General features: G+C 31.4%; 11 protein-coding genes. 1 reads left to right on the top strand and 10 read right to left on the bottom strand.

Annotated elements, in window-relative coordinates; genetic code table 11:
- Positions 1–3 precede the first annotated feature (3 nt).
- Positions 4–1,410, bottom strand: coding sequence for a transcription termination factor Rho (gene rho / locus ACY3JO_RS05925; RefSeq protein ID WP_463084115.1), 1,407 nt, complete (start codon positions 1,408–1,410; stop codon positions 4–6).
- A gap of 196 nt (positions 1,411–1,606) precedes the next feature.
- On the opposite strand from rho, the gene ACY3JO_RS05920 reads away from it, so the two are divergent.
- Positions 1,607–2,296, top strand: coding sequence for a DUF72 domain-containing protein (locus tag ACY3JO_RS05920; protein ID WP_463084114.1), 690 nt, complete (start codon positions 1,607–1,609; stop codon positions 2,294–2,296).
- On the opposite strand, the gene hflX is transcribed toward ACY3JO_RS05920, so the two are convergent.
- The 9 genes from hflX to ACY3JO_RS05875 are packed head-to-tail and all read right to left on the bottom strand — an operon-like array spanning position 2,285 to position 13,535.
- Positions 2,285–3,505, bottom strand: coding sequence for a GTPase HflX (hflX, locus tag ACY3JO_RS05915; protein ID WP_463084113.1), 1,221 nt, complete (start codon positions 3,503–3,505; stop codon positions 2,285–2,287). The genes ACY3JO_RS05920 and hflX overlap by 12 nt on opposite strands.
- Positions 3,469–4,674, bottom strand: coding sequence for an LL-diaminopimelate aminotransferase (locus tag ACY3JO_RS05910; RefSeq protein WP_463084112.1), 1,206 nt, complete (start codon positions 4,672–4,674; stop codon positions 3,469–3,471). Before ACY3JO_RS05910 ends, hflX begins: the two co-directional genes overlap by 37 nt.
- Entirely contained in the window at positions 4,667–5,644 is a 978-nt protein-coding gene (gene miaA / locus ACY3JO_RS05905) for a tRNA (adenosine(37)-N6)-dimethylallyltransferase MiaA (RefSeq protein WP_463084111.1), read from the bottom strand. The genes ACY3JO_RS05910 and miaA overlap by 8 nt, the downstream gene beginning before the upstream one ends.
- Entirely contained in the window at positions 5,641–7,365 is a 1,725-nt protein-coding gene (mutL, locus tag ACY3JO_RS05900) for a DNA mismatch repair endonuclease MutL (RefSeq protein ID WP_463084110.1), read from the bottom strand. The genes miaA and mutL overlap by 4 nt, the downstream gene beginning before the upstream one ends.
- Positions 7,353–9,941 carry a DNA mismatch repair protein MutS gene (gene mutS / locus ACY3JO_RS05895; protein WP_463084109.1) on the bottom strand — a complete coding sequence of 863 codons (2,589 nt, stop codon included), beginning with the start codon at positions 9,939–9,941 and terminating at the stop codon, positions 7,353–7,355. Before mutS ends, mutL begins: the two co-directional genes overlap by 13 nt.
- Positions 9,934–11,256, bottom strand: coding sequence for a tRNA (N6-isopentenyl adenosine(37)-C2)-methylthiotransferase MiaB (gene miaB / locus ACY3JO_RS05890; RefSeq protein ID WP_463084108.1), 1,323 nt, complete (start codon positions 11,254–11,256; stop codon positions 9,934–9,936). The genes mutS and miaB overlap by 8 nt, the downstream gene beginning before the upstream one ends.
- A 1-nt stretch (position 11,257) precedes the next feature.
- Positions 11,258–12,688: a histidine kinase N-terminal domain-containing protein gene (locus tag ACY3JO_RS05885; RefSeq protein ID WP_463084107.1), complete on the bottom strand. Its 1,431-nt coding sequence runs from the start codon at positions 12,686–12,688 to the stop codon at positions 11,258–11,260.
- A complete protein-coding gene (gene argR, locus ACY3JO_RS05880; protein ID WP_463084106.1) occupies positions 12,689–13,180 on the bottom strand; it encodes an arginine repressor in 492 nt (163 codons plus the stop codon).
- Positions 13,143–13,535: a Fur family transcriptional regulator gene (locus tag ACY3JO_RS05875; protein WP_463084105.1), complete on the bottom strand. Its 393-nt coding sequence runs from the start codon at positions 13,533–13,535 to the stop codon at positions 13,143–13,145. The genes argR and ACY3JO_RS05875 overlap by 38 nt, the downstream gene beginning before the upstream one ends.
- Positions 13,536–13,560 lie beyond the last annotated feature (25 nt).

Raw genomic sequence — 13,560 nt, 5'->3', positions numbered from 1 at the left:
AACCTACCTTCTTACAGTATTTCCTTTCTTTATAATCCCATCAATAAATTTCAGAAATTCCTCATTATTTCTTGTTTCTCTTAACATTCTCTTTAAACCCTCAATAGCTTCTCCCTCTTCTTGCCCTATCAAAGTTCTTCTCAAGAACCAGATTTTCTTTAACTGCTCCTCAGGATATAAAAGTTCTTCTTTTCTTGTACCAGATCTTGAAATACTTATAGCTGGGAATATTCTTCTATCTGCCAACTTCCTGTCTAAAACAAGCTCCATATTTCCAGTACCTTTAAATTCCTCAAAAATTACATCATCCATACGACTACCAGTCTCAATAAGAGCTGTAGCAAGAATAGTCAAGCTTCCTCCACCCTCTATATTTCGGGCAGCCCCAAAAAATTCTTTAGCGTGATGTAAAGCTGCAAGCTCAACTCCACCTGAAAGAGTTCTACCACTTGATGGTACTGCCCAGTTATATGCCCTAGCAAGTCTTGTTATACTATCTAAGAGAATAACCACATGTTCATCATATTCCACCAATCTTTTTGCTCTTTCAAGAACTAACTTAGCAACTTGTATATGCCTTTCTGGTGGTTCATCAAAAGTAGATCCAATTACTTCGCCTTGAACAGATCTTCTAAAATCGGTTACCTCTTCAGGTCTCTCATCAATTAGTAGAATAAATAATTTAACTTCTTTATGATTAGCAGAAATTCCATTTGCTATTTTCTTTAAAAGAGTTGTTTTACCAGCTTTTGGTGGAGAAACAATTAAACCTCTTTGCCCCTTTCCAATAGGAGCTAAAAGATCAATAAGTCTTGTGTCTACTTCTTCTGGGGTTGTTTCTAATTTTAGTCTTTCTGTAGGATGGTACGGAATAAGATCATCAAATTTGGGCCTTTGGCGAGAATGCATTAAATCTCTTCCATTAACCGTATCTATCCTTAATATAGCATACCATCTCTCATTCTCTTTTGGTGGTCTAACCATTCCTCCAATTAAATCACCATACCTAAGTCCAAATTTTTTAATTTGGGATGCAGATATATATACATCTTCATCACTTGGCTTAAAGTTTTTCCTTATAAAACCATATCCCTCTTCCTGAATCTCTAAATAACCCTCTCTAAAAACACACTCAAAACCATCAATAATAACCTTATCCTTTTGTTCTTGCTTTTCTTCGTTCTTTATCTCCGTCTCTCCTTTACTTTCAATTAAAACATCTGGCTTTACTTTGGTTTCCATCTCCTCACCTTTTTCCTCAATTAAATTTTCTCCCCCCTCTTCTAATTTCCTACTTATTGCTTCTATCATTTCTTCTTTTGTCATACGATAGTACCCAGGTATTTTCAATTCTCTTGCTATTTCTGCTAATTCTGCTCTTGTTTTTATTGCTAAATCCTCATAAGGCATTCCTCAAACCTCCTCTTGTAAGGAAATTTTTTACGGATGTAAAAAATACAAGTAATAAAATAGATAAGGTACATTCTTGAAAGTTCATGGTAGTATAGAACAAAAGTAAAAAATAGTCAACAAAGGAAACACAAAATTTTAAAAAATTTATAATTTTTTATGATTCTATTATATAATATCGAAGGGGTAAATAAAAGTGGATATTTATATTGGAACATCAGGATGGAATTATAGTTGGAATCCAAAAAGAAGCTTAGATTGGTACATTGAAAATACTCCTTTCAATGCTATAGAAGTTAATAGCACCTTTTATCATATTCCTAAAAAACAAACAATTAAAAAATGGCTGTCCTTTGCAGAGAATTTAAGATTTGTTATCAAAGTAAATCGTTCAATCACCCACCTACATAGATTTAACGATGAAGCAATGGAAGAATGGGATAAATTTTATGAAGTTTTCTTAGATTTAGATCACTTTATTGATTTTTATCTTTTTCAAATTCCTCCAAGTATAAAAATAAACTATTTAGAGAAAATTATTAAATTTTATGATTTTTCCAATTTAAAAGAGAAGTTTGCCTTTGAACCGAGAAATATAGAATGGTTTGATGACAAGATTATTAATATAATAAAAAACCATGGAATGACTATAGTATCAGTAAGTGCTCCTAAATTACCAGATAAAATGATACTAAATTTATATTCTCAACTATATATGAGGTTTCATGGAAGAGAAAAATGGTATTCATACTATTACAAAGACAGTGAAATTATAAAATACGCTGAAGAAATCAAAAAATTAAATCCTAAAAAAATATATTTATTCTTTAATAATGATTATATGTTGGAAAATGGAATCACTATGTGGGAACTCTTAAAATCTTAAAGAATCCAAAACCTTCTTGTATTCTTTTGGAACCTTTGCTTTAATCTCTACAAAATTATCTTGATATTTTTCTTCTTCAATATAAATTCTATTTTTAATTTTTTGAAATGTACCCCATCTCTCATATGGTATTTTAAACTTATATGTTCTAACACCTTTTAGCAATTCTTTTACAATTGCAATTTTTAATTTATTAATTCCGATTTTATGGTAAGCTGAGATAAAAACCGAAGGCCTATAAAATAACTCTTTTCTCAGATAAGCTAACTCAGCTTTATTTAACAAATCAATTTTATTATATACTCTTATTATAGGTTTATCTTCAATTCCCATTTCTTCTAATAAAGATTCAACAGTTTCTATATGCATCTCAAAATTTTTGTTAGATATATCAATGACATGTAATATAACATCTACATAATATATCTCTTCTAATGTTGCTCTAAAAGCTGCAAGCAACTCTTCGGGAAGATTTCTAATAAAGCCAACTGTATCTGAAATTAGAAATTCCCAACCATTCTCAAACTTCACCCTTCTTACCATTGGATCCAAAGTTGCAAAAAGTAGATCTTCTGCCTTAGCATTCTCTCCTGTAAGTACATTAAACAAAGTTGATTTTCCAGCATTTGTATAACCTACAAGAGCAATTTGTGGAATATCTAATCTTTTTTTCCTCTGTACCTCCCTTTCTTTCCTAACCTCTTCTAATTCATTCTTCAAGGTATGAATTCTTCGTCTAATCTTTCTTCTATCTATCTCTAATTTTGTTTCACCAGGTCCTCGAGTACCAATTCCTCCTCCTAATCTGGAAAGAGATTCGCCCCTTCCCACAAGCCTTGGCAAAAGATATTGAAGTTGGGCAAGTTCAACTTGAATCTTACCTTCCTTAGTCCTTGCATGTTGAGCAAAAATATCTAAAATAATCATAGTTCTATCTATAATTTTAACTGGTATTTCCTTCTCTATATTCCTCAGTTGTACAGGAGTAAGGTCATTATTAAAAATTACCACATCAATTTGATTTCTAAGAACCAGATCCTTCAGCTCATTTAACTTTCCAACTCTTAAAAATGAAGAAGTATCTGGTTCACCTCCAAAAACTAAAACCTCTTTAACTAAAACCCCAGCAGTTTTTGTTAATAGTTTTAATTCTTCTAAATCATCTAAATCTTCTATTTTAGCAACAAGGATGGCTTTTTCGATTTCCAATCCCCCTTACCGAAAAATTCTTTTATTCTTCTTAAAGCTTCTTTAAGTTTATTTTCTTCTACAGTAGTAGAAATTCTTATATAACCTTCTCCATAATCTCCATATCCAATCCCAGGTACTACCAATACTCCTATTTCTTCTAATAAAAAGGCAGCAAAATCAGTAGATGTAAAACCTTCGGGAACTGGTACCCAAACATAAAAAGTTCCTTTAGGAGGAAGAATCTCAACCCCCAAATCTTTGAAAGCATCTAACACCATATCTCTTCTATTTTGATAAATCTTACTACTTTCCTTTGGAAAATCTCTAAGATTATATAAAGCCTCTATCCCTGCATATTGAATAGCCTGAAAAACTCCTGAGTCCACATTGGTTTTAACAGTAGAAAGAATAGATATTAGATCACTATTTCCTACAGCATAACCAATACGCCAACCAGTCATATTAAAAGTTTTAGAAAGCGAACCAAACTCTAAAGCTATATCTTTTGCCCCTTTTATTTCTAAGATACTTGGAGCAACAAACCCATCAAAGGTTATCTCTGAATAAGCATTATCATATAAAATCACTATATCATTTTCTCTTGCAAATGATACAGCTTCTTCTAAGCCATGCTTATCTATCACAGCCCCTGTCGGATTACTTGGATAGTTAAGAAACATTACTTTACTCTTTTTAGCTATATCCGATGGAATATCCTCCCATTTAGGAAGAAACTTATTTTCCTTCTTCAAAGGTATGGGATAAGGGATACCTTCTGCAAGAAGTGTTGCTATTTTATAAACTGGATATCCTGGATCAGGACATAAAACTATATCTTCCTTATCCACAAGTCCCCAAATAATATGCACCAATCCTTCCTTTGATCCAATAAGGGTTAAAACTTCTTTTTTAGGATCAAGATCTACATTAAATCTATACTTATACCAATCCGCTACTGCCTTTCTAAATTCTAACATTCCTTCATAAGATGAATACCTATGATTTGCAGGATTTAATGCTTCTTCACACAATTTTTGCACTACTGGCATTGGAGTAGGTTGATCAGGATCTCCTATTCCCAAGCTTATTATATCTATACCTCTTTTTATCGCCTCTTCTTTTAATTGATCAATTCTTGCAAAAAGATAAGGGGGTAAATTCTCTATTCTTTTAGACTTTTTAATCATTAAAATTTTCACCTTCCCTTTCTTTGAATTTATATCCTAATAATTCCCAATCTTTGATTATGGTATTATAAACTAATATTGCCAATTGGTGAAGATCATATAAAGAAACATTAAACCAATGAATATTTTTGTCCTTTTTAAACCATGTATATTGTCTTTTTACAAATAATCTTGTCCTTTTTTTAATTAATTGTATACTTTCTTCCAAACTTATCTTCCCTTTAATATACTGTAATATTTCTTTATAACCTATACCTTGCATTGAAACCTTATTTTCATCTATTCCCTTTTCATAAAGCCTTCTAACCTCATTCACTAATCCCATTTCTATCATCTTATCAACTCTTTTATCAAGAATTTCATAATGCAATTCTTTTGGTAAAAAAAGTCCAATTTTTGAAACTAAATATTTATCTTCAATCTTAGTACCAGCTAATTCACTTATAGGTTTTCCTACCCTATAGTAAACTTCTAATGCTCTAATAATCCTTTTATAATCATTAAAATGAATTTTAGAAGCCGTTCTAGGGTCAACTTTTTTCAATTCTTCATATATCCTTTCAATACCTTCCTTTTCTATTCTTTTTTTCATTTCTTCTCTAAACTTATAATCTGGCGGTACATGAGGAATAGAAAATTCACCAAATAATACTTTATAGTAAAGGGGCGTACCACCTACAAGTAGAGGATATCTACGTCTTTCATATATTTCAGGTATTATTTTTTCAACCCTTTCTTTAAACTCTGCCACTGTAAAGGGATAATCAGGAGAGACAATATCTATCATATGATGGGGTACTTTTTTTCTATCCTCTTCAGAAGGCTTTGCAGTACCAATGTCCATATCTTTATAAACTTGCATAGAATCAACAGATATAATCTCTATTGGAAGAATATCAGCAAGCTCAAGAGAGAGAGCTGTTTTACCTGTACCTGTTGGACCTAAAATAACTGCTATGGGTATTTTCATTTTCTATGAAAGTACTTCTCCAACTCTTCTTTTTTTATTTCCCATATATAAGGTCTTCCATGAGGACATGTAATAGGGATTTGATTATCAAAAACCATTTGTATAAGAGCTTCCATCTCCTCCTTTATTAAAATATCACCACTCCTCATAGCTCCGTGACAAGCTATACTTTTTATAATTTTATCTTCTAAAACTTCTAAATCTTTTTCATTTATCCCAGAAATTATTTCTTTAAAAAGATTTTCAATGGATACAGGCTCAAAATTCAAAAACTCATATGGTACCTTTATAAGCCTTATCCTATTAGGGCCAAAATCTTCCCATGAAAAAGCAAATTTTTCTAAAATTCCTCTTTTTTCTTCTAACTGCTTCTTTTCTTCTAAGGAAACATCAATTATAATAGGTAAAATAATCTCTACATTTTGAAGAAGACCTAAATTTACTTCTTCTTTTAATCTTTCATATCTAATCCTTTCATGGGCAGCATGTTGATCTATAATAAATAACTTATCTCCAGTTTCTACTATTACATAATTATTAAATATCTGTCCAACTATTCTAAAGCCAAAACTTTTTTTAGGTAAATATTTCTCAGCCTTTTCAGAAATATAGCTCTTTTCAATTGATGTTAGAGGTAATTGAATAACTTCTTTGAAAGTTTTTTCATTATTAGTTTCATAATTTTCTTCAATAATATTTATGTTGCGATCTAATTCTAATGTTCTAAATGTCTTCTCGTAATTCTTCAAAGCCCCTTTTATAGAATTTTCTATAAAACTAAAAATCTCTTTTTCCTTTTCAAACTTTACTTCCCTTTTTGTAGGATGTACGTTTACATCTACTTCCTCATAAGGAACATTTAAAAATAAAATCACAAAGGGATAATAACCTTCCAATATTCTACCTCTATATCCTTCCTTTACTGCTTGAAATATACTAAGATTTCTTACCCATCTTTTGTTAACAAAAAAGAAATCTTGAGGCTTTATGGAAACTAACTTCCCAGGTTTACTTAGTAATCCCCAAATAGAATAATCACCATATGTATTCTCAAATTCTATAAAATCATCCAAATTTATATTTTTAAACACTTCAATTATTACATCCTCTATTTTCCCACTCCCTAAAGTGGTAAATTTAGTCTTTCCATCATCAATATACTGAAAAGATATATTAGGATAAGCCAATGCAATCTTCTTTACAAAATCTACTATAAGATTACTTTCTGTGGTCTTAGTCTTTAAAAATTTCTTTCTTGCTGGCACATTATAAAAGAGATTTTTAACCCTAATACTTGTACCAATACTTCCTTCCCATGGTAATACATCCAATATATTTCCACCTTCTACTCTTATAAAAACCCCCTTATCTTTTTCAGTCTTTGTTCTTATTTCCATTCTTGAAACACTGGCTATACTCGCTAATGCCTCCCCCCTAAAACCTAATGTTTTTATCTTAAATAGATCATCAATTTTTTTTATTTTTGAAGTGGCAAACCTATTAAGTGCAAGAATAGCATCTTCTTTAGACATACCTTCTCCATTATCGGTAACTGAAATTAAATTTTCTCCTGCATTAATAATTTCAATTATTATTCTTCTTGCTCCTGCATCTATTGAATTTTCTACCAGTTCCTTAACTACAGAAACTGGCCTTTCTACAACTTCTCCTGCTGCTATTTTATTTCTAATTTCTTCCGGAAGTATTATTACTTTTCCCATTCTTTTATAATTTCTTTCCACTCATGGATTTTTAAAAGGGCTTGAATAGGTGTTAATTCGTTAGTATTAATAGATAATATCTCCTTTTTTAATTTCTCAAATCGCATATCTGTAACTTCTGAAAAAAGTGGGAGTTGAACAATCTCTTTCTTTTGAATTTCTCTGCCCTTTTCCAATTCTACGAGTATTTTTTCAGCTCTTTCAATTATCTCTTTTGGTAATTCGGCAAGTTGGGCCACATATATTCCATAACTTTTATCTGCTGGTTTTTCGACTATTTTATGAAGAAATATTATATCCTTCCCCCTTTCTTGAACAACAACACTCAAATTTTGTAGATTCTTAAGCTCCTTTTCAAGTTCAGTAAGCTCGTGATAATGGGTTGCAAATAGGGTTTTGGACTTAAGTTTATTATGGATATATTCCAATACCGCCCACGCGATACTTATTCCGTCATAGGTACTAGTTCCCCTTCCTACCTCATCCAAAATAAGTAGACTTCTCTCTGTAGCATGAGAAAGTATATTTCCAACTTCTTTCATCTCTACCAAAAATGTACTTTCGCCAGATGAGATATCATCCCATGCTCCAATTCTTGTAAATATCCTATCTATAACCCCTATTTTTGCCTCCTCAGCTGGAATAAAAGACCCCATTTGAGCAAGAATAACAATAAGAGCAACTTGCCTTATATATGTTGATTTACCTGCCATATTTGGTCCCGTAATAAGCTTTATAAATTTATCCTTACTTAAATAGGTATCGTTTGGAACAAAGGTACCAGGAGGTAACATTCTTTCAATTACAGGATGTCTACCCTGCCTTATTATTATTTCATAATCATTTGTAACTTGTGGACAAACATATCCATAATCCTTAGCAGTTTTAGCGAGAGATATATAGACATCCAATTCTGCAACAACCTGAGCAAAAGTTTCTATATCCTTAGACCTTCCTACAACTTTTTTTCTCAAATCTTGGAATAAATTTTCTTCTATTCTTTTAATATTTTCTTCAGCATGGAGAATCTTATTTTCCCATTCTTTTAGCTCGGGTGTAATAAATCTTTCTGCATTTACTAATGTCTGTTTTCTTATATATTCGGGTGGAACAAGGTTTAAGTTTGCTTTAGTAACCTCTATGTAATATCCAAAAACCTGATTAAATCCAATTTTGAGAGACTTTATACCTGTTCTTTCTCTCTCCCTATTCTCAAGATCAATAAGCCAATTCTTGCTATCTCTAAGAAGTGCTCTTAACTCATCAAGCTCCTCATTATAACCATCTCTAATAAAGCCACCTTCTTTTATATGGGATGGAGGAGAATCAACTAAAGCTCTATTTAACTCCTCATAAAGAGGTTCCAAATTTGGTATATTTTCCTTTAACTCAATTAATTTTGAAGATTCTACTTTCTCAAAGACCTTTCTTAAGAAAGGCAAGAAGGATAAAGCTTGCATGAGATATATAAGTTCCTTCGGAGTAGCAGTATTATAATTTATGCGAGAATTTATTCTTTCAAGATCTGGCATGTTCTTTAATAGTTCTTCAAACTCTCTTCTTAATACTTCTTTTTCTAATAATTCCTTGATAGCTTCTTGTCTTTTTCTGATAATGTTAACATTAAGCAGAGGTTGCAGAAGCCATTTCTTTAGAAGTCTTGCTCCCATTGAGGTTAAAGTTTTATCAATCACCCATATAAGGCTTCCTCTTCTCTGTCCCTCTCTAACAGTTTCTAATAGTTCTAAATGCTTTATAGCAGTACTATCAAGTATTAAATATTGATGAGGTTTATAAAACTCTAATCTACCAATATGAGTAGGTATTGTAAACATCACGTCTTTTATATAATTTAAAATACCATAAGAAGCCTTTAAGGCTAAGGGATAATTCTCTTTTGGTTCGGAAAATTCCAAACTATGTTCTGCCTCTTCGAAATATTCCTCAGGAACGAGGGTAATTTTAGGATCAACCTCTCTCTTTAAATCTGTTAATATTTCACCCCAAATATCCTTTGTTGAAAAGGGCAAAATAATTTCCTTAGGTTTTAATCGCACAAATTCAGAATAGATTATTTCCTCAGCATCTTTACCCATCCACTCGGTTCCAAAGAATTCTCCAGTTGAAACATCAATTGTAGCTATACCTATATATTCTTTATTTAATATATAGATTGAGGATAGAAAATTATTATTTCTATCTTCCAAAAGAGTATCCTCAACAAGAGTTCCAGGAGTAATAACTCTTACTACTTCTCTTTTCACAAGCCCTTTAGCCAAAGCAGGATCTTCAACTTGCTCACAAATTGCAACTTTGTATTTTTTTTGTACCAATTTTGAAAGATAGCTATCTAAAGCATGATAGGGCACACCTGCCATTGGAATTCTTTTTCCTTTTCCAATCTCTTTTGAGGTAAGCACAATATCTAATTCTTGAGATATAATCTTTGCATCGTCCTCAAAAGCCTCATAAAAATCTCCAAGCCTAAAAAGAAGGATGGCATCTGAAAATTGGTCTTTTATGCTCTTATATTGTTTATAAAGAGGGGTCATATTTTCCATAAAATATTTAATCATTCACCTCTCTTACAACTTCGCCTCTTAGAGACCATAATCTGGATTCCTTTATTTTTACTACTAATAATTTTCCAAGAAGGGATTTATCGCCTGGGAAAAATACAAGACGAAAATTCTTTGTCCTACCACTTAATTCTTCTGGATTTTTAGGATTAATTTCTTCAGCAATTACCTCTTCTTCCTTTCCTATCATTCTCAAATTTTTTTCATATATTATTTTTCTTTGAAGATTTTCTAATTCTTCAAACCATTCCTTTTTAGTTTCAAAAGGTATTGGATCCTCAAAATTAGCTGCTAGAGTCCCAGGCCTCGGAGAATAAATAGCTAAATTTACCGTATCAAATCTTAGCTCTTCTAAAGCTCTTCTTGTAGCTTGAAAATCTTCTTCTGTTTCGCCGGGAAATCCTACTATTATGTCGGTAGAAAAGGAAGCATCTTTGATTTCAGATCTTATTCTATATATTAAATCCTTGTATTCTTGATATGTGTATCCTCTACCCATTCTTTTCAAAATTCTATCAGATCCAGCTTGTAATGGTAAATGCCAATGCGGGCAAACCTTAGGAAGTTTTGCCACTCTTTTAATAAGCTTATCAGTTACATCCCTTGGGTGAGAGGTAAGAAATCTTATTCTCTTAATATTAGGGATCTTATGAATCTCTTCTAAAAGATCAGCTAAATCTACATCACCAAGATCTTTTCCGTAAGAATCCACATTTTGTCCAAGAAGAGTTATTTCTAAAACTCCTTGTCCTGCTAAATATTTTGCTTCCTCTACAATATCTTCTAATTTTCTACTTCTTTCTCTCCCTCTAAGATAAGGTACAATACAATACGTGCAAAAATTATTGCATCCATAAATAATAGGTATCCAAGCTTGAAATTTACTATCCCTCTTTATGATTTTCCAATCCACATCCTCCGGATAAGGCTCATCATCAAATAGTACAACTTTTTTATTATCTTTTAGTTCTTCTAATATCTCAGGAAGGCTTACAAATTTATAACTCCCTAAAACGAAATCCACATGAGGGAATTTTCCTAAAAGCTCATCTTTCATCCTTTGAGCCATACAACCAAAAACTCCAATTTTTAACTCTGGATTTCTCTTTTTTAACTTTTTAAGCTCCCCTAATTTACCAAATACTTTCTCTTCAGCTCTTTCTCTTACAGAACAAGTATTTAAAAGTATAAGATCCGCTTCTTCCTCCATTTCGGTAGGAAGAAAACCTAATTTTTCAAGTATACCTGCTACTTTCTCTGAATCTGACTTATTCATTTGACAGCCATAGGTAATTATATGATACTTAGGCATTTTATTCGTCACCTCTTGAAAAGATCAACTTAATTTTTAATGTATCATCTACTTTATCAATATCTATTTTACCTCTAATTTCATCTACTAACATTTGAACCAATTGAAAACCTAAACTTCCTTTAGAGGAAAGAAGCTCTGAACTTTTCGTTTCTTTATCGAAAAGATTATTTGTTACCTCTAATATTATATACTTATCATCTTGTTTTATGGAAAGGATAATTTCTGTAACTATATCTTCAGAAGTACCATGCTTTACTGCATTTTGTAACAGCTCATTCATAATTAAACTAACTGATGTGGCTTTCTTAGATGACAAGAAAATATTTTTTCTATTTTTTACAAATTTAAAATTACAAGGAAGATGCTGATAGGTCTGCTTAAATGCATTAAGTAATTTTTCAGCTACTTCTATGATATCAACTCTATCTTCTTCAAATTTAGATAAAGATTCATGTACTAATGCAATACTATTTATTCGATTAATACTTTCCTGTAGTGCTATCTTGGCACTCTCAGAGTCAAGTCGCCTCATTTGTATCCTTAAAAGACTTGCTATAGTTTGCAAGTTATTTTTTACCCTATGATGAATTTCCTTGATAAGTACTGATTTAAAATTTAATTCCCTTTCCTTTTGACGAAGCTCAGTTGTCTCTTTTATTAAATAAAATATTCTCCATAGAGAATTATCCCCTTTTGTAACTGGAAGTATTCTCTTATAAAAACTTCTTGTTTCTTCGCCATATTCTTCAAAGAGTTCTTCCCCATATGCTTTAACAGTACCCATTTCTTTATAAGCATCTACGAATTTATAGAAGAAAGGATCTTTAATTTTTTTTCCCAAGATATTTCCCACTTCTCCAAGAGTTCTAAATAGTCTCATTCCAGCCATATTAGCAAAAAGCACTATACCATCTTTATCAAGGATTAAAACCCCCTCATTATCTAATAGAGGGTCCACATATCCTTTCCAACTTAGTTCTTGTTTAATAAAAGATTTTATTAACCAATGGGATGTTTCTTTGAATACCCTTGAATTATAAGGAAATTCATTATGTATTAAAAGATTTCTCTGTATCTTAAGAATTCCTATAATTTTTCCTGATTTTTTAATAGAATAAAACTCCTCTTCTACTGGAAATCCTCCTATGACAATATCAGTTTTTCTTATTTTTGATTTATCAGAGTCTATTAGCTTAAATATCTCCTGCTCATCTTCAAAAAATATAAGCTTTCCCACTTCTTGCCTCAAAGAAATAGGAGGTACTACCTTAGGATGAGCCTCAGATATTAAAACCACAGCAGATAAATCCCAGATAGGTTGATATAAGTAAAGATCTGCTCCTAATAAATCAGAAATTAGATATAAATAGGGTAAATAGTCTTTAAATTCTTCAAAAAGATATATGGTATCCTTTTTATTATTAAGCATTTACTCCTGTAAATTTTGAAGTTTAGATAATGCTTCTTGTATTTTCTCCTTAGTTCTCAAAACTATTAATATCGTATCATCTCCTGCTACACTACCCACAAAATAATTCCAATCTTTCATAAAATTATCTAACATAAAGGCGACAGCCTGTGCATTACCAGGTAAAGTTTTTACCAAAATAAGATTTTCTGCATAATCAATGCTTATCACGACCCTTTTGAACAGGTCTTTTAAGGATGGTAAATTGAAATTATTCTCTGGAATAATATATCTTTTTCCAAACTCAGTATTTTGTCTTATGACTCCTAATTCTTTGAGATCTCGAGATAAAGTCGCCTGTACTACATTAATCCCTTCTTTTTTCAAGGCTTCCATTAACTCTTTTTGGGTACCTATATTATTTTGTTTTAAAATAATTTTGATCTTTTCTAATCTTTCTCTTTTACTTAAAATATTATCTACTCCTTTTTGCACATTCTTCACAAATTCCATAAATAATCATATGAAAATCTACATCTTTAAAAGAAGTACTTTTCTCTATTTCTTTCCTAATCATTTCACTATATAAATTTTCTCCTTCCCAATCTTCAACCTTCCTACAGATCTTACAAATTAAATGATGATGAGGCAATATCTTTGCATCATATCGAGCAACTGCACTTCTATCATAAAATTTAATAGCCTTTCCCTCATTCACTAAAAGTTCTAAAGTTCTATAAACAGTGCCTAAACTTATTTTTGCCCCTCTTTCCTCTGCTCTTCTAAAAACCGTAAGAGCATCTGGATGATCCATACTCTCCATTAAAATCTCCGAGACTAACTTTCTTTGTCTTGTTTCTCGTTGCATAGCTTTTTTCATCTCCTTTCCATAT

Source organism: Dictyoglomus sp. LHC4, from assembly GCF_055181355.1.
The sequence above is the reverse complement of the archived record's forward strand: the minus strand, read 5'-3'. Positions and strand labels throughout refer to the sequence as shown.

Bases quoted from the DNA above. Each gene is read 5' to 3' on its own strand.
- rho (WP_463084115.1), bottom strand. From the start codon at position 1,410: ATGCCTTATGAGGATTTAGCAATAAAAACAAGAGCAGAATTAGCAGAA.
- ACY3JO_RS05910 (WP_463084112.1), bottom strand. From the start codon at position 4,674: ATGATTAAAAAGTCTAAAAGAATAGAGAATTTACCCCCTTATCTTTTT.
- miaA (WP_463084111.1), bottom strand. From the start codon at position 5,644: ATGAAAATACCCATAGCAGTTATTTTAGGTCCAACAGGTACAGGTAAA.
- mutL (WP_463084110.1), bottom strand. From the start codon at position 7,365: ATGGGAAAAGTAATAATACTTCCGGAAGAAATTAGAAATAAAATAGCA.
- mutS (WP_463084109.1), bottom strand. From the start codon at position 9,941: ATGATTAAATATTTTATGGAAAATATGACCCCTCTTTATAAACAATAT.
- miaB (WP_463084108.1), bottom strand. From the start codon at position 11,256: ATGCCTAAGTATCATATAATTACCTATGGCTGTCAAATGAATAAGTCA.
- ACY3JO_RS05885 (WP_463084107.1), bottom strand. From the start codon at position 12,688: ATGCTTAATAATAAAAAGGATACCATATATCTTTTTGAAGAATTTAAA.
- argR (WP_463084106.1), bottom strand. From the start codon at position 13,180: ATGGAATTTGTGAAGAATGTGCAAAAAGGAGTAGATAATATTTTAAGT.
- ACY3JO_RS05875 (WP_463084105.1), bottom strand. From the start codon at position 13,535: ATGCAACGAGAAACAAGACAAAGAAAGTTAGTCTCGGAGATTTTAATG.